The 23,113-nt window shown below is 63.4% G+C and carries 24 protein-coding genes; 11 read left to right on the forward strand and 13 right to left on the reverse strand.

Features of this window, described 5'->3' with window-relative positions; all coding sequences use genetic code 11:
* Positions 1–5: 5 nt before the first annotated feature.
* Both ccoN and RAM60_RS02520 read right to left on the reverse strand, forming a co-directional pair.
* Positions 6–1,682: a cytochrome-c oxidase, cbb3-type subunit I gene (gene ccoN / locus RAM60_RS02515; RefSeq protein WP_369025711.1), complete on the reverse strand. Its 1,677-nt coding sequence runs from the start codon at positions 1,680–1,682 to the stop codon at positions 6–8.
* 79 nt (positions 1,683–1,761) lie between these two features.
* Complete coding sequence (locus tag RAM60_RS02520) at positions 1,762–2,463, reverse strand: helix-turn-helix domain-containing protein (RefSeq protein ID WP_369025710.1); 702 nt, start codon at positions 2,461–2,463, stop codon at positions 1,762–1,764.
* Between the two features lie 143 nt (positions 2,464–2,606).
* Between RAM60_RS02520 and RAM60_RS02525 the strand changes: the two genes are divergently transcribed.
* A complete protein-coding gene (locus tag RAM60_RS02525) occupies positions 2,607–3,275 on the forward strand; it encodes an OmpW/AlkL family protein (protein ID WP_369025709.1) in 669 nt (222 codons plus the stop codon).
* A gap of 50 nt (positions 3,276–3,325) precedes the next feature.
* Positions 3,326–4,303, forward strand: coding sequence for an asparaginase (locus RAM60_RS02530; protein WP_369025708.1), 978 nt, complete (start codon positions 3,326–3,328; stop codon positions 4,301–4,303).
* A gap of 3 nt (positions 4,304–4,306) precedes the next feature.
* On the opposite strand, the gene RAM60_RS02535 is transcribed toward RAM60_RS02530, so the two are convergent.
* From RAM60_RS02535 to fmt, 3 genes are all read right to left on the reverse strand, one after another.
* Entirely contained in the window at positions 4,307–5,419 is a 1,113-nt protein-coding gene (locus RAM60_RS02535; RefSeq protein ID WP_369025707.1) for a zinc-binding dehydrogenase, read from the reverse strand.
* Between the two features lie 77 nt (positions 5,420–5,496).
* A complete protein-coding gene (gene truA, locus RAM60_RS02540; RefSeq protein ID WP_369025706.1) occupies positions 5,497–6,246 on the reverse strand; it encodes a tRNA pseudouridine(38-40) synthase TruA in 750 nt (249 codons plus the stop codon).
* Positions 6,243–7,151, reverse strand: a complete 909-nt coding sequence (gene fmt, locus RAM60_RS02545; protein WP_369025705.1) for a methionyl-tRNA formyltransferase — start codon at positions 7,149–7,151, stop codon at positions 6,243–6,245. Before fmt ends, truA begins: the two co-directional genes overlap by 4 nt.
* Before the next feature lie 52 nt (positions 7,152–7,203).
* On the opposite strand from fmt, the gene recR reads away from it, so the two are divergent.
* From recR to RAM60_RS02575, 6 genes are all read left to right on the forward strand, one after another.
* Positions 7,204–7,800: a recombination mediator RecR gene (recR, locus tag RAM60_RS02550; RefSeq protein ID WP_369025704.1), complete on the forward strand. Its 597-nt coding sequence runs from the start codon at positions 7,204–7,206 to the stop codon at positions 7,798–7,800.
* A gap of 155 nt (positions 7,801–7,955) precedes the next feature.
* Positions 7,956–8,495, forward strand: a complete 540-nt coding sequence (locus RAM60_RS02555) for a DUF2306 domain-containing protein (RefSeq protein ID WP_369025703.1) — start codon at positions 7,956–7,958, stop codon at positions 8,493–8,495.
* A gap of 46 nt (positions 8,496–8,541) precedes the next feature.
* Positions 8,542–9,108: a peptide deformylase gene (locus RAM60_RS02560; protein WP_369025702.1), complete on the forward strand. Its 567-nt coding sequence runs from the start codon at positions 8,542–8,544 to the stop codon at positions 9,106–9,108.
* Between the two features lie 69 nt (positions 9,109–9,177).
* Positions 9,178–10,587, forward strand: a complete 1,410-nt coding sequence (locus tag RAM60_RS02565; RefSeq protein ID WP_369025701.1) for a DNA recombination protein RmuC — start codon at positions 9,178–9,180, stop codon at positions 10,585–10,587.
* 18 nt (positions 10,588–10,605) lie between these two features.
* Positions 10,606–11,301 carry a hypothetical protein gene (locus tag RAM60_RS02570; RefSeq protein ID WP_369025700.1) on the forward strand — a complete coding sequence of 232 codons (696 nt, stop codon included), beginning with the start codon at positions 10,606–10,608 and terminating at the stop codon, positions 11,299–11,301.
* A 205-nt stretch (positions 11,302–11,506) separates the two neighbouring features.
* Complete coding sequence (locus tag RAM60_RS02575; RefSeq protein ID WP_369025699.1) at positions 11,507–13,024, forward strand: hypothetical protein; 1,518 nt, start codon at positions 11,507–11,509, stop codon at positions 13,022–13,024.
* Positions 13,025–13,080: 56 nt separating this feature from the next.
* Here RAM60_RS02575 and RAM60_RS02580 read toward each other — a convergent pair whose 3' ends face one another.
* From RAM60_RS02580 to RAM60_RS02610, 7 genes are all read right to left on the reverse strand, one after another.
* Positions 13,081–13,902, reverse strand: a complete 822-nt coding sequence (locus RAM60_RS02580) for a TrmH family RNA methyltransferase (RefSeq protein ID WP_369025698.1) — start codon at positions 13,900–13,902, stop codon at positions 13,081–13,083.
* Between the two features lies 1 nt (position 13,903).
* A complete protein-coding gene (locus RAM60_RS02585; protein WP_369025697.1) occupies positions 13,904–14,182 on the reverse strand; it encodes an HPr family phosphocarrier protein in 279 nt (92 codons plus the stop codon).
* On the reverse strand, positions 14,179–14,604 hold the full coding sequence (locus tag RAM60_RS02590) for a PTS sugar transporter subunit IIA (protein ID WP_200982875.1): 426 nt from the start codon (positions 14,602–14,604) through the stop codon (positions 14,179–14,181). Before RAM60_RS02590 ends, RAM60_RS02585 begins: the two co-directional genes overlap by 4 nt.
* Positions 14,605–14,675: 71 nt before the next feature.
* A complete protein-coding gene (rapZ, locus tag RAM60_RS02595) occupies positions 14,676–15,578 on the reverse strand; it encodes an RNase adapter RapZ (RefSeq protein WP_369025696.1) in 903 nt (300 codons plus the stop codon).
* Positions 15,579–15,587: 9 nt separating this feature from the next.
* Positions 15,588–16,034, reverse strand: a complete 447-nt coding sequence (locus RAM60_RS02600) for an HPr kinase/phosphorylase (protein ID WP_369025695.1) — start codon at positions 16,032–16,034, stop codon at positions 15,588–15,590.
* Entirely contained in the window at positions 16,031–17,596 is a 1,566-nt protein-coding gene (locus RAM60_RS02605; RefSeq protein WP_369025694.1) for an ATP-binding protein, read from the reverse strand. The genes RAM60_RS02600 and RAM60_RS02605 overlap by 4 nt, the downstream gene beginning before the upstream one ends.
* Positions 17,597–17,615: 19 nt before the next feature.
* A complete protein-coding gene (locus tag RAM60_RS02610; protein ID WP_369025693.1) occupies positions 17,616–18,371 on the reverse strand; it encodes a response regulator transcription factor in 756 nt (251 codons plus the stop codon).
* A gap of 160 nt (positions 18,372–18,531) precedes the next feature.
* Here RAM60_RS02610 and RAM60_RS02615 point away from each other — a divergent pair, with 160 nt between their 5' ends.
* The 3 genes from RAM60_RS02615 to RAM60_RS02625 all read left to right on the forward strand — a co-directional run bounded on the left by RAM60_RS02615 (position 18,532) and on the right by RAM60_RS02625 (position 21,227).
* Positions 18,532–20,145, forward strand: a complete 1,614-nt coding sequence (locus tag RAM60_RS02615; RefSeq protein WP_369025692.1) for a phosphoenolpyruvate carboxykinase — start codon at positions 18,532–18,534, stop codon at positions 20,143–20,145.
* 115 nt (positions 20,146–20,260) lie between these two features.
* Positions 20,261–20,626, forward strand: a complete 366-nt coding sequence (locus RAM60_RS02620; protein WP_510640120.1) for a hypothetical protein — start codon at positions 20,261–20,263, stop codon at positions 20,624–20,626.
* A gap of 46 nt (positions 20,627–20,672) precedes the next feature.
* Positions 20,673–21,227, forward strand: a complete 555-nt coding sequence (locus RAM60_RS02625) for a DUF937 domain-containing protein (RefSeq protein WP_369025690.1) — start codon at positions 20,673–20,675, stop codon at positions 21,225–21,227.
* Between the two features lie 15 nt (positions 21,228–21,242).
* On the opposite strand, the gene RAM60_RS02630 is transcribed toward RAM60_RS02625, so the two are convergent.
* Positions 21,243–23,096, reverse strand: coding sequence for a DUF885 domain-containing protein (locus RAM60_RS02630; RefSeq protein WP_369025689.1), 1,854 nt, complete (start codon positions 23,094–23,096; stop codon positions 21,243–21,245).
* Positions 23,097–23,113 lie beyond the last annotated feature (17 nt).

The raw sequence follows: 23,113 nt of genomic DNA on the forward strand, positions 1-23,113 counted from the left end.
GTCTCTCACTCGGCCGGGACGGCGCTGGGCTGGGTGGCGACGATGGGGCGGTCTGCCTCCGGATCGTAGGCGGCGTCGCGCATGGGGGCTTCCTCGCGCAGCTTGCCGGCGATGGTCATCCAGATGTTGTAGGTCATCAGGATCGCGCCGCTCAGGTACATGAGGCCGCCGACCGCACGCATGACGTACATCGGGAACATGGCGGCGACGGTGTCGGCGAAGGACCAGACGAGGTAGCCGTCCGGGCCGTATTCACGCCACATGAGGCCCTGCATCACGCCGGCAACCCACATGCTCGCGGCGTAGAAGACGATACCGACGGTCGCGAGCCAGAAGTGCCAGTTGATCATGCGCAGCGAATAGAGGCGCTTGCGCTTCCACAGCCTGGGCACGAGGAAATAGACGCAGGCAAAGGTGATCATGCCGTTCCATCCCAGCGCGCCCGAGTGGACGTGACCGATGGTCCAGTCGGTGTAGTGGCTGAGGCTGTTGACGCTCTTGATCGACAGCATCGGCCCTTCGAAGGTGCTCATGCCGTAGAAGGCCAGTGCCATCACCATCATGCGGATGATCGGGTCGGTGCGGACCTTGTCCCAGGCGCCGTTCAGCGTCATCAGGCCGTTGATCATGCCGCCCCAGCTGGGCATCCACAGCATCACCGAGAACACCATTCCCAGCGTCTGCGCCCAGTCGGGCAATGACGTGTAGTGGAGGTGGTGCGGTCCCGCCCAGATGTACAGGAAGATCAGCGACCAGAAGTGGATGATCGACAGGCGGTAGGAATAGACCGGACGCTCGGCCTGCTTGGGGACGAAGTAATACATCATCGCCAGGAAGCCCGCGGTCAGGAAGAAGCCGACCGCGTTATGGCCGTACCACCACTGGGTCAGCGCATCCTGCACGCCGGCGAAGGCACTGTAGCTCTTGGCGCCCAGCAGGCTGACCGGCATCGCCAGGTTGTTGACCACGTGCAGCATCGCCACCGTGACGATGAAGGCGAGGTAGAACCAGTTGGCGACGTAGATGTGTGGCTCGCGGCGCTTGGCCAGCGTGCCGACGAAGACGATCAGGTAGGCCACCCAGACGATCGTGAGCCACAGGTCGACGTACCACTCGGGTTCTGCATACTCCTTCGACTGGGTGACGCCGAGGAGGTAGCCGGTGGCGGCCAGGACAATGAACAGCTGGTATCCCCAGAACACGAAACGGGCGAGCGCCGGGAAGGCCAGCTGCGTGCGGCAGGTTCGCTGCACGACGTAGAAGCTGGTTGCCAGCAGCGCATTGCCGCCGAAAGCGAAGATCACTGCGCTGGTATGCAGCGGGCGAACGCGGCCGAAGTTGAGATAGGGTTCGAAATTGAGCTGCGGGAACGCGAGCTGGCTGGCGATGAACACGCCTGCGAGGAGGCCCGCGAGGCCCCAGAACATCGTCGCGATGACGCCCCAGCGGACCGGATCGTCGTCATAGCGCGACGGCCCGTCGGGCATGTGAAAGAAGCCCTTGGCCTTGCCCGCCGGATCGAAGCGCGATGCGCTCATCCAGATCATCACGAAGGCCAGCACCGCCACGATCGAGGCGTGGGCGGCAAAGCCTCCGTCGGCGGCGGCGACGGCAGCGGCCATTGCCGCCAGCATGATCAGGAACCAGAGGCCTATCCGGCCGAGTGCGGCTTCCGCTTGCATGGAAATCTCCGTGATTTTTCCGACGCGTATGACGGAGCCCCTGTGCCCGCATTGATCTGCGTCAATTTTTGAAAAGTTTTCACGCGGCCGCGCTCAGATATCCGGCACAGTCCTCGAGGCGATTTGGATCGAGCAGCAGGATGCCGGAGCGTCCGACCGTTTCGATCAGCGACTGTTCGCGCAGCAGTGTGAGCTGGCGGCTGACGGTCTCGATCGTCAGGCCAAGGCTGTCGGCGATGTCGCGCCGAGACATCGGCAGGTCGAGACTGATACCGCGCTCCACCGGCGTCCCGATCCGTTCGGCCATCGCCAGCAGGAAGCTGGCGATCCGCTCGGATGCCGATTTCCGGCCGAGCGTGACCGTCTTTTCCCTGCAGCGTAGCAGCGAAGTGCTCGATGCGGCGAACAACCTGCCTATCACTCCGGCATTCTCCCGCGCGATGTCGAGGAACCTGTCGCCGGGAAAGGCGATGACCGTCGCGTCGCGCAGCGCGCAGATCGAATAGGAATGGTGCATCCGCGCAGGGATCGAAACGACATCGCCCGCGAAGTGGAACGCCACGATCTGGTCGCGCGAGTGCGATGCGTGGGCAACGAGCTTGGTCGCGCCCTCGCGGATGAACACGAATTGCTCGATATGGTCGTCGACCAGCAGCGTCTGGTCGCGCGATATCTCCGCGAAACGGGCGAGGCCCGCGACCCTGCACCGCAATTCGTGCCCCGCCTCGCCGGTTAGGTAGCGGGTGGCGAAATCGTCGAAAGACTGTTCGAACGTCGTCATCGATCCGCCACTGGTTCACGGCGACGGGAATTTCTTTGATCAAGGTCAATGAAGGCAGAATTTCCTGCGCCTAGCCAGCCTCACGAGCGCTGCAAGAACCTGGGCCGCAAGGGGCGGCCACTGCACCGCCAGAGGAAATGAAGATGAAGAAGCTGCTTGTCGCAGCAATGGTCGGCACGGCGTTCCTTGCCGCCCCGGCCCAGGCGCAGGACAATACCGGCAAGGTGCAGGTGAAGCTGCTCGGCACTGCCGTGCTTCCGGACGGCAAGATTACCGACGTCAATGTCGATCTCGTCGGCCTCCCCCTCGACACTCAGACCGAAGCAAACGACAACGTGGTTCCCACGGTTGCCATCGAGTATTTCGTTACGCCCGAAATCTCGCTTGAGACAATCTGCTGCATGACCCAGCACGACGTCGACGCAGTAGCTGGTCTGCCTGGTGCCGAACTGGTTTCGAACGCCAAGCTGATTCCTGCGACCTTGACGGCGAAGTATCACCTTAATGCGGGAGGGATCTCGCCATATTTCGGTGCGGGAGTCACCTATTTCTGGTGGGTAGACGCCAAGCCGGGTGCCGCCACCATCCCGTTGGGTGTGAGCAAGACTGAGCTGTCAGACGAATTCGGCTTCGTTCTCCAGGCCGGGGTTGATGTGCCGGTCGGTGACAGCGGTTTCGGCATTACCCTCGATGCCAAGCGCTACTTCGTCGACACCACCGCACGTTGGTATGCAGCGAGCTTCACGGCTATCGAGACCGAACACAAGCTCGATCCCTGGGTGCTGAGCGCGGGCGTCGCCTACCGTTTCTGACCAAGATGCATGCGTGACCCGCGCCGCCAAGCGCGCTATCGGCGCGGGTCATGACCACAAGGCTCACAGTTCTCGCCACGGGTGGCACGATCGCCGGCATCGCAGGGTCGGCCATCGCCAACGACTACACGGCGGGCGAGATTTCCATCGACGAGTATCTCAAAAAGGTCGGTGTTCTCGGCCTGGGAGCCGAACTGTCCGGTCGCCAGATCGCGAACATCGATTCAGCCGACATGGGGCCGGAGGTGTGGAACCTGCTTCACCCCGCAATCGCCGAGGCGCTGGCCGATCCTGACTGCGACGGAGTGATCGTCACCCACGGGACCGACACGCTCGAGGAAACCGCTTTCCTGCTCGACCTGACGCTGCCTGCGACCAAGCCGGTCGTGGTGGTCGGCGCGATGCGCCCGGCCGATGCGGTCGGCTATGACGGCTTGCGCAATTTCGCCAATTCAGTGCGCGTTGCCGGCGACCCGCTGGCGAGCGGGCGCGGTGTACTGGTGGTCATGGGGGACCGCGTCTTCGCCGCACGCGACGTGCGCAAGGTGAGAACCCGTGGGACCGAGGCATTCCGCGGCTTCCCGCGCGAATCCATCGGTCTGGTCACTCCGTCGACGCTGGAATGGTTCGGCGCGCCGTGGCGCGGCAACACCGATGCCGCCTTCGCTTGGAACAACGACCTCCCGCAGGTCGCCATCATCTACCTCCATGCGGCCATTTGTGCCGATGACGTTGCGCGGCAGGTCGACGCCGACACCAAGGGCATCGTCGTGGCCGGCGTGGGCGAGGGCAATATGCCCGAACGCGTCCGCAAGGAACTTGTCAGGTTGGCGGCGAGCGGCATCCCGGTGGTGCGGGCCAGCCGGGCTAACGAGGGACTGGTGGACCGCGAGCCCGAGGACGAGGCGAACCGCTTCGTCGCCGCCCGCGCGCTCAATCCGCAAAAGGCGCGCATCCTGCTGCAATTGCTGCTTGCCGGCGGCGAGACGGATCCCGCCGCCATCCAGCGCGCATTCGACGGTCGCTAATCCTCAGCCGTTGGGCAGGACGAGGTACTTCTCGCCGGTCTTCATCTGGCGATAGTCGAGAATCGCATCCTTGGTCAGCATGCCCTCGAGGTCGACCTTGGTCTTGTAGCTGCTGGCGAAGGTGGTGGTCAGGTTGTCGAGCACGCGCTTGCGCATACGCATTACCGTTTCCATCCCTGCGGTCGCGAGGAACGGGGTCAACAGCCAGCCCGACAGGGTCCAGCCGAAGCCATAGGACGGGGTCAGCGTGGTCGGCCCGAAGTCGAGGCGGCCGTAGATGAACATGCGCTTCTGCTGGTTCGAGCCATAACGCGAATATTCGGTCATCTTCGACACTGCGACCTGCTCCATTGCCTTGAAGCAGGTGTCGACCATGGTCCCGCCACCGATCGGGTCAAAGCCGTAGAAGGCGTCGGTCTCGTCGATGGCGGCCTTGAGCTTGGCCATGAAGTCGGCATCGGATGAATCGACCACGTGCGTTGCGCCGAGACCCTTGAGCAGTTCTGCCTGGTCGGGCTTGCGGACGATGTTGACGAGGCCGAGGCCGTCTTCCTGGCAGATCTTGACCAGCATCTGGCCCAGGTTCGACGCACCGACGGTGTGGAGGATGGCTTTCTGGCCATCCATCTTGGCGTTCTCGGCAAAGCCCAGAGCGGTCATCGGGTTGACGAAGCTCGACGCGCCGTCCTCGGCGCTGTGGTCACCCAGCGGCAGGCACATGGCCGCATCCGCAATGGCATATTCGGAATAGGCATTGCCGGGCACGCAGGCGACGCGCTGGCCCATCAGCGCCTTGGCCATGTCGCTGTCACCGGTCGCGACGACAGTGCCGGCACCTTCGTTGCCAGCGGGGAGGCGCTGGCCGTGGCGGGCCTTCTGGCCGGAATTGAACGGCTCGGGCATCTTGGCGACGACCTTGCCCGGCGAATAGGTGGCGTTTTCGAAATCGGCCGCGCCGGTCAGGATGGCGAGGTCGGAAGGGTTGATCGGCGCCGCCTCCATCTTGACCAGCACCTGGTTGCCGGTGGGCTCGGGAAACTCGCGGCTGGCGATTTCGACCGTTAGCGTACCGTCGCTTTCAAGAGTGGTGAAAAGCTGCTTTCCGGTAGTCGGCATATCCATTCTCCCAATTCGAATCTGGTGTGGAGGCCTCGCTACGCCTCCGCCGGACGATTGGCTAGGCTGACGTTAGGTCAACCTTTTGACGGATAGACCGCGCGCAAGAAGTAGAGGCCGCAGGACGGGGCATTGAGGCCCAGCGCCTGCCGGTCGCGCGCTTCCAGCGCCTCGGCCACCTGCTCCTCGCGCCAGCGGCCCATGCCGACCAGTGCAAGACAGCCGACCATGCTGCGGACCTGGTGGTGGAGGAAGCTGCGCGCCTCGGCATGGATGCGGACTTCCTCTCCGTCCCTCTCCACATCGAGACGGTCGAGGGTCTTGACCGGGCTGTCCGCCTGGCAATGGGCCGAGCGGAACGTGGTGAAGTCATGAAGTCCGACCAGCGACTGTGCCGCGCGATGCATGGCCTCGTGGTCGAGCGGAGTGCCCAATTGCCACGCCCGGTCGCGATCGAGCGTCAGCGGCGCACGGCGATTGGCGATGCGATAGACATAGGCGCGGCCGATACAGGAAAAGCGCGCGTGCCAGTCGTCGGGTACCACCTCGCACGCGGTGACAGCGATGGGATCGGGGCGCAGGTGCGCATTCAGCGCCTCCATCAGCCGGAATGGGTCGATGTCCTTCGCGATGTCGAGGTGGCTGCGCATGGCGAGTGCGTGGACGCCGGTATCGGTCCTCCCCGCGCTGTGGAGCCTCACATCCTCCCCGGTGACCCGAAAGGCGGCTTCCTCTACCGCCTGCTGGACGCTGGGTCCGTCGGCCTGTCGCTGGAGGCCGAAGAAGGGCGTCCCGTCGAATTCGAGGGTCAGCGCGAAGCGGGTCACGTCAGGATCGTGCCCTTCGCCACCGCATTGCCGCGCAGGAAGGTGTCGAGGTCCATCGCCGGCTTGCCCGCACGTTGCAGGCGGACGGGACGGATTGCGCCCGTGCCGCAGGCGATTGCCATGCGTTCATCGACGACCTCGCCCGGATTGCCGGCGCCTTCGGCATTTTCGGCACGCAAGAGCTTAACGCGTTCGCCGCCCAGTTCGAACCATGCGCCGGGGAAGGGGGCGAGGCCGCGTACCAGTCGCTCGATTTCGTCGGCGGGCTTCGACCAGTCGATCCGGGCCTCTGCCTTGTCGATCTTCGCGGCATAGGTCGCCTGCACGTCGTCCTGCTTGAGCGGGTGGAGCATTTTCAGGTCGATCAGCGTTCCGACCATCAGCTGCGCGCCGATCTCCGCCAGTTCCTCGGTCAGTTCGCCGGTCGTCTTGTCCTCGATCGGCGTGCGCGCTGTGGCGAGCATCGGTCCGGTGTCGAGCCCGGCTTCCATCTGCATGATCGTGACGCCGGTCACCGGATCGCCCGCCATCACCGCGCGGTGGATCGGCGCCGCACCGCGCCAATGCGGCAGGATCGAGGCATGGACGTTGAGGCAACCGAACTTCGGCGCATCGAGGATCGCCTGCGGCAGGATCAGCCCATAGGCTGCCACAACTGCGACATCGGCGTCGAGAGCGGCAAATGCCTCCTGCTCTTCTGCCGACCTGAGCGACTTGGGATGCCGCACCTCGATGCCGAGGTCGGCGGCACGCTGGTGGACCGGGGTCGGCGTCAATTCGCGACCACGCCTGCCACCGGGACGCGGCGGCTGGGTATAGACGCAGACCACCTCATGCGCCGCATCGACCAGCGCCTGCAGCGTCGGCACCGCGAATTCCGGCGTTCCCATGAAGATTATGCGCATGAAGGGCCTTGTGGTCTTTCTCTGTTCCGCTGCGGCCCCTATCTGTCGGGGCATGGCATCGCAAGAGATCGAGACGCTGGCCGCCGCGCTGGCAAAGCTTCCCGGCCTCGGCCCGCGCAGCGCGCGGCGGGCAGTGCTGTGGCTGGTCAAGCGGCGCGAGACGGCGCTGCCCGCGCTGCTCGATGCGTTGGCAACGGTGGGTGAGGCGCTGGTCGAGTGCGACACCTGCGGCAATGTCGACACGCGCAACCCCTGCGCCATCTGCGCCGACCCGCGCCGCGACCAGAAGAGCCTCTGCGTCGTGGAGGATGTCGCGGACCTATGGGCGCTCGATCGCGCCAAGCTGTTCACCGGCAAATATCACGTCCTCGGCGGTCGCCTGTCCGCGCTCGACGGCGTGCGGCCCGAGGATCTCAACATCGCCAAGCTGCTCTCGCGGGTGGAAGAGGGCGGGGTGGACGAAGTCGTCCTCGCCATGAACGCGACGCTGGAGGGGCAGACCACCGCCCACTACCTCGCCGAGCGACTGGAAGCTTACCCGGTCCGCATCACCCAGCTCGCCCACGGCCTGCCCGTCGGCGGCGAACTTGACTACCTCGACGAAGGCACCCTCGCGCAGGCATTGCGCGCACGCAGGCCCGTGGGATAGAAGGATATTTCGAGGGTCGCACCTCGTGGGGGGGAGTGACGGGCTTGGCGACTTCGGCGCAGCGGGCGGGGAAGATTCATCCCGCCTGGTACCTATTTTGGGCGTTATTCCTTTCGACCAGCATCTATTTCCTGCTCGATTCTGTCGGTGACGTGATGTCACCAAGCCTACAGGACGGTTCGACGACCTGGAACCGCATCGTCTGGTATGTCGGCCACGCGGTCATCGCCTCGCCGATCCTGCTGATCGCACCGCTCCAGTTCATGCCGGGCCTGCGCCAATCGCGACCGGTAGTGCACAGGTGGCTCGGGAGGGTCTTTCTCGGTGGTTGCATCGTGGCCGGATTGCTCGGCATCTTCCTCGGCTCGACGCTCTACCTCCCCGGCTCTCGCATCCCGCTGACCCTGCTTGCCAGCACCTGGGTCTTCTTCGCCGCCATCGCATGGCAGGCGGCACGCCGGCGGGACTTCGTCAACCACCGCAGGTTCGCCATCCGTGCCTTTGCGCTGGGTGGCGCATTCGTTTGGGTGCGCATCATCAACAAGGTGCAGGGCGACGTATTTTCCTGGATGCCGACCGAGGATTTGCAGGAAACCACCAAGGAATGGTTGACCCTGTTCCTGCCCATCCTCGTCACCGAACTCTGGCTCAACTGGGGGCCGACCGCGAAGAAGCTGTTCGCCCGCAAGGCCTGACCGTTCGCGGATTGAATAAAGCGCGAACCGCGACTATCTGGCCCGCATGGCTATCCGTGAAATCCTCGAAGTGCCGGATCCCCGGCTAAAGGTCGTGTCCGAACCCGTCACCGAATTCGACGACGAGCTGAACGAGCTCGTCTCGGACATGTTCGAAACCATGTATGCCGCGCCCGGCATCGGTCTCGCCGCCATCCAGGTCGGCGTGCCCAAGCGCGTGCTGGTGATCGACCTCCAGCCCGAGGACCTCGATGCCGAGCCTGAAGAATGCAACCACGACGGCCACCATCACCACCATTATCCGCTGAAGAAGGAACCGCGCGTCTTCGTGAACCCGGTCATCCTTGACCCGGCGGAAGAGCTGGCGACCTACCAGGAAGGCTGCCTCTCGGTCCCCGAGATCTTCGCCGATGTGGACCGTCCAGCAACCTGCCGCGTGCGCTACCAGGACCTCGAGGGTGAGACCCACGAAGAGGAGATGGAAGGCCTGATGGCCACCTGCATCCAGCACGAGATGGACCACCTCGAGGGCATTCTCTTCATCGACCACCTCAGCCGGCTGAAGCGCAACATGGCGCTGAAGAAGCTGAAGAAGATGCGCGAATTCGCGTAAGCCTCCAATTCGGTTGAAACAGCGCGAACGCCACTGGCGTTCCCTCTCCGTTCCGCATAAGGTGGTGGGATGGACCCGATGCTTTTCATTCTTCTCGCCCTCCTTGGCGGACTGCTGATCGGCGGTTTCGCCGGATATTTCTTCGGTTCACGCCCGGTGGCCGACTGGAAGGCTCGCCATGGCGCGGCAGAGGCGGAGGCCAAGGCAGCGGAAGAGAAGCTTTTGCGCATGGCGCCCGAACTCGCCACCATGTCCGAGCGGGCGGCGCGGGCCGACAATTTGGCCGAGGCGCTCGACAAGGCGCGCGAGGAGAATGCGGCCTTCCGAGCCGAGCGTGCCGGTTTCGAGGAGCAGAAGCGGCTGCTCGAGGAAAGCCGGACGAACCTGCTCAAGGAATTCGAGAACACGGGCGCAAAGGTGCTGTCGGCTGCGCAGGAGCGGTTGGTGGCAGCAGCTGCAGAGCGTCTTGGCCATTCCGAAAAGGCGAGCGAGGAGAAGATCAAGGCCCTGCTCGAACCCGTGGGTGCGCGGCTCAAGGCCTATGAGGAGCAGGTGGGCGCGCTGGAGGCCAAGCGCGTTGATGCCTTCGGGCAGCTCACCGGCCTCATCGAGTCGATCAAGACCGGACAGGAAGAGGTCCGGCGAGAGGCGCAGCGTCTGGGCAACTCGCTGACCAATGCCCCAAAAGCACGGGGACGCTGGGGCGAGCGGGCACTGCAGAATGTCCTCGAACAGTGTGGCCTGTCCGAGCACACCGATTTCGAACTCGAGCACTCGATGGAAACCGACGAGGGCCGTCTGCGCCCCGATGCCATCGTCCATGTGCCCGGCCAGAAGAAACTGGTGATCGACGCAAAGGTCTCGCTCAACGCCTACCAGGCTGCATTCGAAGCCGAGGACGATAGCGAGAAGGCCCGACATCTGGAGCTTCACGCGCGGGCGATGAAGAACCATGTCCAGACGCTCGGTGCCAAAAGCTACCAGAGCCAGTTCGACGAGGCGCCCGACTATGTCGTAATGTTCGTGCCGGGAGAACACTTCGTCGCTGCCGCGCTCGAAACCGATCCCGAATTGTGGGACTTCGCCTTCCGGAACAAGGTACTGCTGGCGACGCCGACCAACCTCGTCGCCATCGCGCGCACCGTGGCACAGGTCTGGCGTCAGGACACGATCGCCAAGGAAGCGATGGAGATCGGCAAGGCGGGCGCGGAACTCTACGATCGACTTGCTGTTGCTGCCGAACACATGAAGCGCGTCGGTGGCGGACTGGAGACCGCGGTAAACAACTACAACAAATTCGTCGGCAGTTTCGAGCGCAATGTGCTCTCCTCCGGCCGGCGTCTTGCCGAGAAGGGCATCGAGATCGGAAAGCGCGAGATCGAGGAAGTACCCAAGGTCGAAGCCACGCCGCGCTACAATAACGACGACCTGCCGGAACACGGCTCGCTCCCGGGGGTTGATTCTACTCAGAATCATTAGACCTTACGGGAGTATCACATGCGCAATTTCATGCTGGCGACGGCCCTGCTAGCGCTTGCAGCCTGCAGTGGTGGCGCGGACGAGCCCGTCGCTAGGGAATCGGGCGCTGACGCGTTTCCCGATCAACCAGAGCCGGCCGCCGTCGGCCGTTTTGCTCCGCAGAACGATTGTGTCGAGCTGCCGAACGCGAAACTCTTCTTCGTCGATCTGGGCAAGGCCGTGCGCGACCGCGATGCAAATGCGCTGTTGAAGCTGACAAGCAAGGACGTGAAGCTCGACTTCGGCGGTGGTGGCGGCCTGACCACGTTCCGCGAGCGCCTGGAGGCAGAGGAAGGCCAGTTGTGGAAGGAACTCGACGAAATCCTGATGCTCGGCTGCGGGCGTGACGAAGCCGGCGACATGGTCCTCCCATGGCTGTTCTCTCAGGATCTCGGGGTCGATGATCCGTTTTCGACGATGGTCACGATGGGACCCGATGTCGTTATGCGCGACAAGCCCGCATCCACCGGCGCTGTTGTCGAAACGATTCCCTGGGACACCGTGCAACTTGCTGACGGCTTCGATCCCAAGGCACCCTTCGCGAAAGTTACCAGCCGCTCGGGCAAGGAGGGATACATCGCCACCGACAAGCTGCGCTCTCCCTTGGATTACCGCATCACCGCTGCACCGGCGGGAGACGGCTGGCAGATCGTCAGCTTCGTTGCCGGTGACTGATCAGCCTTCAAGGCTGGCGAGCACTTCATACCCGAACGTTGCCGTCGCGAATGCGGCGTCGCGCCTGTACGTCTGTCGGAATTCGACCGCGTTGTCGCGCAACCCGGATCGGCGGAGCACCGGGAAAATCCTCCAGCCTGGTGGTCAATTTCCTCGATCCTGTTAGGAACTGCGGGAGCTGACGAACGCAATTCAGAGGGCGCGGATGAAAGGTGGCAATTCAGTAACCGACCGCCTGAACAGCCTGGTTGACCGACCTGACGTCTTGCTCGCCATTCTTGCGGCCGTCACGTTTTCCCTGAGGTTTCCTGCGCTGGGCGACTGGAACCTCGAGATTGATGATCAATGGTATTCCTTGGTCGGCCACCGATTACTTTCGGGCCAGCTTCTCTACGTCGACATCTTCGATCGCAAGGGCCCGGCTCTCTACCTGCTCTTTACTGCCCTTGCGATTCCCGGAAAATCGGTCCTTCCGTATCAGATCCTGGCGGGGGCCTGCGCCACCTGGGCATCCTATCTTTGTGCGCGGATTGCCATGGACAGGTCGAACGTGCTGGCCGGGCTGGCTTCGGCCCTGCTCATGACCGGGCTCGTGTTTGCCCATGGCGGGGCAAATGCCCAAACCCCAATCTTCTACAACCCGCTCGTCCTAATCGGGGCATCGGCGGTCGTAAGCCGGATCGACCTGTTGTCGAAGGGAAGGATTGATCGTCGACTTGTGCTGGGGTTCCTCGCGACGGGCCTGGCCATAGCCTTCAAGCTATCGGTCGTTTTTGAAGGAATTTTCTTCGGCCTGTTTGCCAGCTTCTTGATGTGGAAGAGTTCGAATTCCCGCGCACGAGTATTGCGAAACGTGGCGACCCTTGCCGCCGCGGGCGCTGCGCCAATGCTCGTCGCTACGCTCTTCTATGTCGCGATCGGTCACTTCGACGAATTTTGGCAGGCAATCGTGCGTTCAAACTTCGACCGAACATATTTTACCCCGGCAGATCGGCTGAAAAGGGTCGAAATCTTCGTAACCATGATCGGGCTCCCGCTGGCACTTTTTGTGGGAAGCGTCGCGCTTCAGGTCATCAACCGGGAGTGGGATCGGGAGGCGCGCTTCCTTGCAGGATGGGCGGCAGTCTCAATTCTGGCGATCCTCATCTTTCCGGCGTTCTATTCGCATTATGCCCTGACCACGATTGCGCCGCTTTGCATCGGCATCGCACCAATCCTGAAGCGTTCGCGTGCGGCACTGCTTGTAGCGCTGGCCTTCGTACCGCTTGCTGTCGCCAAAAGCGGTGAGTTCGCGCCGTCAACACGGGAGAGGTCGCGCCACGCATCGGCCGAACTCGTGAAGTATGTCGATACAGAGTTGGGAAATGGGAAACTGGTGGTGTGGGGTTCGCCGAGCTATCTTCACGTGATGGTCGGTTCGCCCCCGCTAAGCTTCCTTGCATTCCCTCCCCATCTCTACCACCAGCTCGAAGCAGGCGCGAGCGGCAGGGACGAAGTCATGGAAGTTCGTCGAATGCTTGCTCAGCGACCTGACGTGGTTGTCGTTCAGGAGAACCTTGCGAAGCCGCAAAACAGGGCAACCCAGGCGCTAGTGGCAGAATACCTAGCTACTTGCCGCAAGGCTCGAAAGTTCGTCCTGTTTGATCATTTCGGTGATCAGCACCAAACAGTCTACAGCCGTTGTTCCGGCACCGTACGGCAAAGGCGAATAATTGGATCGTAAGGCGCACTGCAGCCCAGCTTGCTGTATTCGCGGTGGCCTATTCAGTCTGAGGCCTGTCAGCCTTCGAGGCTGGCGAGCACTTCATACCCGAGCACTGCCGCCGCCACTGCGGCATTAAGGCTGTCGGCGCGTCCTTTCATCGGCATGGTGACGCGCAGGTCGCAGGCCATTTCGTAGTCCTCGGGCAGGCCGCGGCTCTCGTTGCCGACCATCACGAAGCATGGTGCTGCATAGGGCGCGCCGCGATAGGGCTGTGCGTCGCGCAGCGATGCCGCCACCAACTGCCCGTTTCCGGCGCGCAGCCAGGGCTCGAACTCCTCCCAACGCGCCTGTGCAATCTTCTGGGTGAACACCGCCCCCATGCTCGCGCGGACTGCCTCGACGCTGAAGGGATCGGCGCAATCGTCGATCAGGATGAGACCGCCTGCCCCGATCGCATCGCCGGTGCGCAGCATGGTGCCGAGATTGCCCGGATCGCGTAGCGCCTGTGCGACCAGCCAGATGTCGGCAGCATTGCGGTCCAGCGCATCCAGTCTCGTGTCGAACTCGGCAAAGACACCCGCAACCGCCTGGGCATTGTCCTTGCCAGTGATCTTGGAAAGGATGTCCGGGCTGGTTTCGATCACCTCACCGCCCGCAGCTTCGACCGACATCTCCAGTTCTGTCAGCAGCGGATGGGGATCGCGGTTCGTCGATAGCACGAGGACTTCGGGGACATGGCCGCATTCGCGCGCATCTGTCAGAAGGCGAAGACCTTCGGCGAGGAACTTGCCCGAAGCCTTGCGGTGCTTCTTCTCACGAAGTGCACGCAGCGCCTTTACTGTGGGGTTGGAAAAGCCGGTGATGACCCGCCGCGATTCCGCGCGTTCGAGGGTCATGTCAGGGTTCTCCGAAACCGTCCTCGACCATGGCGGCGAGCCCGGCCATGGCATCCTCGCTGCCAGTGCCGGTGACGATGATCTCGATGACGTCGCCCTTCGCCGCGCCGAGCATCATCAGGCCAAGGATGGAGCCGCCTGCCGCTTCGTTGTCGCCCTTGGTCACGCGGACGTTGCAGCCGTCGGGCAATTCCGAAACCGCGTTGACGAACTTCGCACTGGCGCGAGCGTGCAGGCCGCGCTGGTTGACCACGGTGAGGGTGCGGCGCAGTTCGCTCAAGACGCCTTCCGTGCGCTGGAGATGTCCTGACCGAGGAATTCGGAAGCGACAGTGATGTAGTTGCGCCCGGCAGTCTGTGCGGCATGGACGGCGTCGACGACATTCATCGACTTGCGCGCGCCGGCGAGGCGGATGAGCATGGGCAGGTTGATGCCTGCAATCACCTCGATGCGACCGGTGTCCAGCAGCGAAATCGCGAGATTGGAGGGCGTGCCGCCGAACAGGTCGGTGAGGATGATGGCGCCGTCGCCCGTGTCGACCTTGGCAATGGCGTCGGAAATATCCTGGCGCCGCTGCTCCATGTCGTCGTTGGGGCCGATGCAGATTGTTGCAACGCCTTCCTGTTTGCCCACCACATGCTCCATCGCGTCGATGAAGTGCTCGGCAAGCTTGCCGTGGGTGACGAGGATCATGCCAATCATGCGCGACTTGTTCCGAACTGTTCCCTTGGAAGGACTCGTGCCGCGCTCTCAAGCATCATGCGGCTCGGGAATCAACGCCGTTCGAGTGGATCTGCCGGCCTGCTTCCCAGGTTGCGATGAATGACCGTGGGCGAAAACCCCGCCTTGCGCAAGACCTCGGCCGCGCGTTCCGCACTGTAAACCGAGCGGTGTCTCCCGCCGGTACAGCCGAAAGCGATGTTCAGGTAGCTGCGCCCCTGCGCCGCGTACCGCGGCAGCAGCTCGGTGATAAGGGCAACGATACGTTTGAAAGCCGGCTCGAACGAGGGATCGGCGGCGATGTGTGAACCCACGGCTTCGTCCAATCCCGTCTTCTCGCGCAGTTCCGGAACCCAGTGGGGGTTGTCGAGAAAGCGCATGTCGAACAGCAGGTCGGCCAATGGCGGCATTCCCCGCGCGAAGCCGAAGCTGGATACAGTCACCGTCATGGCGCGCTCGGCCGTGTCCGAAAAACTCTCGCGGATGACCTGCTGCAACTGGTTGGACGAGAAGTCCGATGTGTCGACGACGATCTCGGCCCAGCGGCGGAGGGGTTCGAGCAGTTCGCGTTCGGCCTTGATGCCATCGAGCGCCGGTCGGCCGCGAGCCATCGGATGCGGGCGGCGTGTTTCGTTGTAGCGTCGCTCCAGCTCGCCGCTGGCGCAATCGATGAAGAGCGTCGTCAATTCGATGTCGGCGCCCGTGTCCAGCTGCTTGCACAAGGCGATGATCTCGGCAGGGGCAAACCCGCGCGTTCTCGAATCGAAGCCTATTGCGAGAGGGGTGGGGTTCTTGTCACCACCCACCAGGCCGGCAAGCAGGCGCACCGGGAAATTGTCGATCGCCTCCCACCCCAGATCCTCGAGCACTTGCAGCGCAGTGGTCTTTCCCGCGCCCGAGAGGCCGGTCACCAGCAGAATCCGCTGGGTTGAGGAGGGTTCCGAATCGCCGGGCATCGCGGTCAATTATGCTGTTTGCGTCGGGCTAGGGAAGCGAAGTCCGTGCTTCAGCAGAGCATATTCCGCCCTGATCGCCTGGACCGCATCTCCCGGAGCGAAACGCAGGAGCGGGATTGCAACGCCTTCAAGCTCGCGGAATCCGAGTTCCAGCGGATATCGTTCCGCATCATGGTCGAGCGTGAGCATGATCGCGACGGGCGCTTCTATCGCAGGCATTTCGACGATGCCGACATTGCGGACCTCGATCTTTCCGCGAGTGTTCGGCGGCGGCGCCGCGACAAGTTGATCACGGTCATTCACGAGCGTTACCGCATCGTCACCGATGAGCATTGCTCCCCTGTCGATCAGCGCCAATGCCAGCGAGGTCTTGCCGCTTCCCGATGGCCCTTCGATCAACAGGGCGCGTCCGTCGATCGCAACCGCGGTTACGTTGGGTAAGACCGTGGACGTCATCGCTTGGCGGGAATTCCGAAGACAAGGCAGGCGCCTTCCTTGCCGTCGGCACGGGACGTGGCGACCAGCGTTCCGTCATGCGCTTCGGCAATGGTACGCGCGATGGCGAGGCCAAGGCCCGAATGTTTGCCGAAGTCCTCGCCATCCGGCCGGTCGGAGTGGAAGCGTTGGAACACCTTCTCGCGCTTTTCGACGGGAATGCCCGGGCCTTCATCGGAGATCGCGAGGGTAATCCAGCCGTCCTTCCGGGTCAGGTTGGCGCGGATCTCGCCGCCCGTCGGGGAGAACGACACGGCATTGTCGAGAAGATTATCGATCACGCGCTCGAGCCGGATCGGGACGCCGAGGACGGACATGGGACCACCGTTGATCTCGACGACGAGCTTGCGCCCTTCGTTCTCCTCACGCTCCTCGCGGGCGGAAACGATGTTGGAAAGCAACATCTCGAGGTCGACCGGCTCGAACTCGGCGCGCGAAAGTTCGGCATCGATGCGGCTGGCGTCGGAGATTTCGGTGACCAGGCGATCGATCCGCTGGACGTCGTGGGTGGCGATGTCGAGCAGTTGTTCCTTGAGCGCAGGATCCTGAACCTTGGCGAGTGATTCCGTGGCACTGCGCAGGCTCGCAAGCGGGTTCTTGATTTCGTGTGCGACGTCGGCGGCGAAGCTTTCGACCGCGTCGATCCTCTGGCGCAGTGCACCGGTCATGTCGGACAATGCACGAGCGAGCATGCCGATTTCGTCACGCCGTTGCGGGAGGCGTGGAACGACGACTTCGCGGTCGCGACCCTGCCGCACGCGGACAGCCGCCTGCACCAGTTCACGCAAAGGTCGGACGATGGTTTGCGCGAGGAAGAAAGAGAGCAGGGTCGAAACCAGCAAAGCCAGCAGCACGACTACTGCAACGGTCGAGCGCGCCTCGCGAACGCTTTCGGTAATGTCGACCGGGTTGCGCGTGAGCAACAGCGTCTCGCCATCCAGGCCGACAGGTGCTGCCGCATTGATGACGTGGGTGCCATCGGGGGCATCGCGCAGAACGATTTGCGTGAGGCTTTCCTCGCGGGCGCGCGTAAGCTCCGGCCAGTCGGCCACGTCGTCGCTTTCAGGCTCGCGATAATCGGGCAGGGCGGGTGCGCCGACGACGCGGTCGAACCAGCGGTCCATGCGCAGTGCGAAGTCGGTCTGGTCGACTTCGGAAGGCTCGGGCAGGTCAAAGCTCGGCGGTGCGAGGGCAAAGCTGTCGGATTCGAGTTCGCCCTTGGGATTGTACACCCTGAGACGCAGGCGCTGTTCCTTGCCGATCTGGATGAGCAGGGCATCCTGCCTCTGGCGCGTGGCGCCGGCGAGCGCCTCGGCAGTGATCTGCGCTTCGACCAGCGCGAGCTTGAAGCGCTCGTCTAGGAGCTGCTTGCGGTAGGCATCGACGTAGATGACGCCGCCACCCAGCAGCACCAGCGGCAGGATGTTTACGAAGAGTATGCGGCTGGTGAGCGACAGCCTGCGCGACCAGCGCAGGTTCTCGAGGCGCGGATCGCCCTTCAGGACGCTGCCGATTTCCGACATGGCCTGTCCCGGACCCACTTCAGCCGTCGCTGAAGCTGTAGCCAGCGCCGTAGAGCGTTTCGATGGCGGAGAAGGTATTGTCGATGCTGCGGAACTTGCGCCGCATGCGCTTGATGTGGCTGTCGACTGTGCGGTCGTCGACGAAGACGTCGTCGGGGTAGGCAGCATCCATCAGCTGGTTGCGGCTCTTGATGACGCCGGGGCGCGAAGCCAGCGCCTCCAGCAGCAGGAACTCTGTCACGGTCAGCGAAACCGGCTTGCCGCCCCAGGTGACATGGTGGCGTGCCGGATCCATGTGGAGGCGGCCGCGCTCGATTACCTCGCCATGCGGTTCGTCGAGCGCGTCGGTGACGGTCAGCGGGCGTCGCGCATCGCTGCGGCGCAGGATCGTGCGGATGCGCGCCAGCAGCAGGCGCAGGCTGAAGGGTTTGGCGATATAGTCGTCGGCACCCATCTGCAGGCCGGCTTCCTCGTCCGCCTCGTCATCCTTGCTGGTGAGGAAGATCACCGGCAGCGGCGATTTTTCGCGCAAGCGACGCAGCAGTTCCATTCCGTCCATCTTGGGCATCTTGATGTCGAAGATGGCGAGGTCGGGCGGGTTGGTCAGGAGCGCTCCGAGCGCCGCTTCTCCATCCGAATAGACGCGGGTAGCGAAACCTTCCGCCTGCAGGGCGATGGACACCGTTGTGAGGATATTGCGGTCGTCGTCGACCAGCGCGATTACCGTCTGGTCCGGGTCATCGGGGTTCGCCCCCAGGATCGCATCGCTGCTCATGATCGCGTGCCTATCGCTTTTATCGGTGCAAAACAACGCGAGCCTTACCTGCGTTAAGCACAATTCGTCGCGCCCGGTTTGACGCAGCGGCACTGCGCTACTATGCGAAAAATCGAGTGCTGCGCATTCGTATGCGCAGATGATTCCATCACAGTAACGCATGCGCGCGCTGGAGATATTCCTGGTGACTTTCCCGCTTTCCCACTCGCTGTCCGATCAGGGCATCGAAACTGCCGCCACCATCCACCCCAACCTCGATTCCGGTGAACTTACCGCCGCCGCGCTCGAACGTGGCGAGGGCCGCCGCGCCAAGGACGGACCGCTGGTCGTGGAGACGGGCCGCCACACCGGCCGCAGCGCCAAGGACAAGTTCATCGTCCGCGATAGCGAGACCGAGAACACCGTGTGGTGGGACAACAATGCCTCGATGACGCCGGAGAACTTCGCTGCGCTCAAGGCCGACTTCATGGCCGCGGTCGCCGACAAGAAGGAACTCTTCGTCGCCGACCTGTTCGGCGGTTCGCAGCCCGAATACCGGGTGAACGTTCGCGTTATCAACGAGCTTGCCTGGCACAACCAGTTCATCCGCACTCTGCTGGTGCGCCCGACCGAGGCCGAACTTGAAGGCTTCGTGCCCGAATACACGATCATCGACCTGCCGAGCTTCCAAGCCGACCCTGCCCGCCACGGCACGCGCAGCGAAACCGTGATCGCGGTGAACCTCAGCGAGAAGCTGATCCTCATCGGCGGCACCAAATATGCTGGCGAGATGAAGAAGAGCGTCTTCGGCATTCTCAACTACCTGCTCCCCGCAAAGGGCGTCATGCCCATGCACTGTTCGGCCAATGTCGGCCCCGACGGCAAGACCGCCGTGTTCTTCGGCCTTTCGGGCACCGGCAAGACTACGCTTTCGGCCGACGCCAGCCGCACGCTGATCGGTGACGACGAGCATGGCTGGTCGGACACGGCAGTCTTCAATTTCGAAGGCGGCTGCTACGCCAAGATGATCCGCCTAAATCCCGAGGCCGAGCCGGAAATCTATGCCACCACCAAGATGGAAGGCACGGTGCTCGAGAACGTCGTGATGAACGATGCGGGCGAGATCGACCTCGACGACAACACCCTCGCCGAGAACACTCGCGGTGCCTATCCGCTGTCCTCGATCCCGAACACCTCGGCCGAGAACATGGGCCCGCCGCCCTCGAACGTGATCATGCTGACTGCCGACGCCTTCGGCGTCCTGCCCCCGATCGCACGCCTCACGCCGGATCAGGCGATGTACTATTTCCTTTCGGGTTACACCGCGAAGGTCGCCGGGACGGAGATCGGCGTGACCGAACCAGAAGCCACCTTCAGCACCTGCTTTGGTGCACCCTTCATGCCGCGCCACCCGAGCGTCTACGGCAACCTCCTCAAGGAGCGTATCGCCAAGGGCGAAGTGCAGTGCTGGCTCGTCAACACCGGCTGGACCGGCGGCAAGTACGGCACCGGCAACCGCATGCCGATCAAGGCAACCCGTGCGCTGCTCAACGCTGCGCTCGACGGCAGCCTCAACGACGCTCCGTTCCGCAAGGACCCCAATTTCGGTTTCGAAGTGCCGGTCAGCGTCGAAGGCGTCGACAGCACCATCCTCGATCCGCGCTCGACCTGGGCGGACAAGGAAGAATACGACCGCACCGCGCACAAGCTGGTGCAGCTCTTCGTCGACAACTTCCAGCCCTTTGCTGCGCATGTCGACCAGGGCGTCCGCGACGCGGCCCCCGCCGCCGCCTGACGCCACACGAGTTGGAGAGGAGGCCCCCGGCCGCTGCCCTGAGGGGAAGCGGACCGGGGGCTGTTTCTTTGCTGGCCCGACGCTACACTCCCGCTGTTACCGCAGCGGGAGAAGGATGATGAGCGTCTTCGATTCGATCCTGAAGAACATGGCCAATGCCCCCGACGATGTCGTCAACGTTGCGGCAAAGGTTGGCATCGACCCGGGCATCGCGGAAAAGGCCATTGCCGCTTTGGGCAAGGCGCATGGCGAGGCCGGCGACACCGTGCTGTCGGCCGCAGCGAAGACGGGACTCGATACAGGTACTCTCGCCAGGCTGGTCGAACAGATCGGCGGCGAAGGATCCCTCGCCGAGTATGCTCGCATGGTCGGCGCCAATCCGCAGGCGAAAAATATTCTTGGCATGCTCGACCAGGACGGCGACGGTAATCCGCTCGACGACATAGCCGGACTGGCGAGCGGACTGTTCGGCAAGAAGTAACGACCCGGGTGTGACTGCGCCCACTTCCATCGCAGAGGAGAAAGCTATGAACCTGTCCCAAGCCCTGCAGCAGAGCGGGGTTATCGAGAGCATGGCTAGCGAACTTGGCATCGACGAACAGACGGCCCGCATCGGTGCGGGTGCTCTCCTGCCGGCAATTGTGGCGGGCATGGGGAGGCAGACGACTGCAACGGCAGCACCGACCGGTGGTCTCGGCGGTCTGGGCGACATCCTGGGCGCGGCTTTGGGCGGCGGTGGAGCTGGCGGTGGCATCGGCGGAGCGCTTGGCGGCGGACTGGGTGGTGTTCTCCTGGATGCCGTCCTCAAGAAGGAACCCACGCCCACCCAACCGGGCAACGACATCCTGGGTCAGATATTCGGCAGCAAGGACGTGAGTCGGGGCGTTGCAGAGGAAGTTGCCGGATCGACCGGCATCGATGCCGGGATTCTGAAGAAAATGCTCCCCATTCTCGCGATGGCAGTGGTGGGATACATGATGAACCAGAAGCAGGGCGGCAGTGGCGCGAGCGGGGGAAGCCCGCTCGGCGGTGCGCTCGGCGGCATTCTTGGTCAGGTGGTGACGGGCATGATGCGGCGCTAACCGCTCAGCGAAGCATCAGGCCTTTACACGCGCGATGTAACGGCCGACGTTCTTTTCCAGCACGTCCATCGGTACATTTCCGCCGAGGATGACGGCGTCGTTGAAAGCCTTGAGATCGTAGGCGCCGCCGAGCTCGGCCTGAGCGCGCTTGCGCTGGTCGACGATGCGGCTGTGACCGAGCTTGTAGCCGGTAGCCTGACCCGGCCAGCTGCAATAGCGATCGACCTCGCTTTCGACTTCCTCGCGCTTGCTACCGTTGCGCTCGACGAAGAAACGCACGGCCTGCTCGCGGCTCCAGCCTTTCGAATGGAGACCGGTGTCGACGACCATGCGGCAGGCGCGGAAAGCGAGGCTCTGCAGGTAGCCCAGGCGGCCGACCGTGAAATCGTCGTACGCCCCAAGCTCGTCCGCCAGCTGTTCCGCATAGAGCGCCCAGCCTTCGCTGAACGGGTTGAAGGCGAGGATCGAGCGGATGAGCGACAGGCGGTTGGAGAACTCGCCTTCCCAGATGTGACCGGGGATGGATTCGTGGAAAGCCAGATCGGCGAGGTCGTACTTGCGATGCAGGTCTGTGCTGCGCAGGTTGATCCAGAAGCGGCCCGGGATCGTGCCGTCCTTGCTCCCTGCGCCGCCATAGGCGCCCGGCGCGCCGACTTCCTCCGCCGGCGGGATGCGCTTCACCTCCATGTTCGGACTGACCAGCGTGTTGAAGGCGCGCGGCATTTGCGACTTCACCCAGTTCACCCGGTCCCAGATAAACGCCATGATCTCTTCGCGGCCCGCATCGCCCGGCGCAAACTTGTAGCGCGCATCCTGGCCCAGCGCCTGCATCCGTTCCCCGACCGATCCCGTGGTGTAGCCGATTTCGCGCAGGATCGGGTCCATCCGGCCGTGCAGCGCCTCGAGTTCGTCGAGGCCCTGGCGATGTATCTCGTCGGCACTCATGGTGGTCGTTGTGCTCGACCGCAGGGCCCAGGCATAGAACTCCTCGCCATGCGGCCGGACAGAAATGCCCGGAGCATCGGTGGCTACGGCACGTTCGGCCTTGAGCTCTGCCAGCTGGCGCAACAGCGCATCGGCGATCGGCCCGGTTTCCAGCGTAAGCGCACGATTGGCATGGCTCTCCGGCATGCCGGTTGATTTCAGCTTGGCACGCAGATCGTCGGCGAAGAGCTCGCCCTTGCTGGCGCTTTCGATGGTCTGTTCCATCTGGCGGATGGTTTTATCGATCAGGAATGCGGGCGGCACAACGCCCATCGCGCGGGCCGCCTTGATCCGCTCAAGTTCGCCATCGAGTGTGGCGGGGAAGGCCTCGACGCGCTGGATGTAGGCATCGGCATCGTCGCCATTCTCGACCTTCTGGTCGGACTGCATGAAGCGCGGCATGGCGAGGTACTCGCCGACGTTCTGGATAACGACGTAGGGGGCGGTTCGCCAATTGCCGACGGGTGTGTCGCCATAGGGCAAGGCGAAGCCATCCAGCGCGACTTCGTAGGCGCTTTGAACTACATCGAGGTTGGTGACGGTGTCGCTGTCGAGCCCGTCACGCGGATAGGCCGCAACGCGTGCCAGGTCCTGACGCAACGTCGCTGCAAAGGCCTGCTGCCCGGCCTGCGTCTGGTCCTCCAGCTTGCCGCGCAAATACGCATAGCGACCCGTATCGACGCCGAGCGAGGTAGCACGGCCCGGTTCGTGCTCCAGCAGGTTGTAGGCAACCACTTCGAGCAGCCGGTCTGCGCCGATCTGCGCCGCTTTCCCAACCATCTCGTCGCGCGGGAGGCTGGCGCAGCCGCTGAGGGTGAGCGCTGTCGTGGCGCCAAGTCCTGCGAGGGCCTGGCGACGGGTGATGTCGAAGCTGGTCTGGGTCATGGCGGGCGGTGTGACCC

The organism is Qipengyuania sp. RANM35, assembly GCF_041021145.2.
Lineage (GTDB): Bacteria > Pseudomonadota > Alphaproteobacteria > Sphingomonadales > Sphingomonadaceae > Qipengyuania > Qipengyuania soli.